1 rRNA gene is annotated in these 275 nt (G+C 44.7%); it reads right to left on the bottom strand.

What is annotated here, in order from left to right:
* A 16S ribosomal RNA gene (locus tag IWT5_RS11835) occupies positions 1 to 213 on the bottom strand; the annotation flags it as partial.
* Positions 214 to 275: the final 62 nt, after the last annotated feature.

The raw sequence follows: 275 nt of genomic DNA on the forward strand, positions 1-275 counted from the left end.
CATGCGGTTTCAGTTGTTATACGGTATTAGCACCTGTTTCCAAGTGTTATCCCCTGCTTCTGGGCAGGTTACCCACGTGTTACTCACCAGTTCGCCACTCATCCAATGCTGAAAATCAGTGCAAGCACTTCAATTCAGCGGGATGCGTTCGACTTGCATGTATTAGGCACGCCGCCAGCGTTCGTCCTGAGCCAGGATCAAACTCTCAATTTATGATTGTTTGTGACTCATTAATATTACTAGCGAAATTGACTTCGCAAATTACATTTGATATC

Source organism: Secundilactobacillus mixtipabuli (genome assembly GCF_002217925.1).
GTDB classification, from domain to species: domain Bacteria; phylum Bacillota; class Bacilli; order Lactobacillales; family Lactobacillaceae; genus Secundilactobacillus; species Secundilactobacillus mixtipabuli.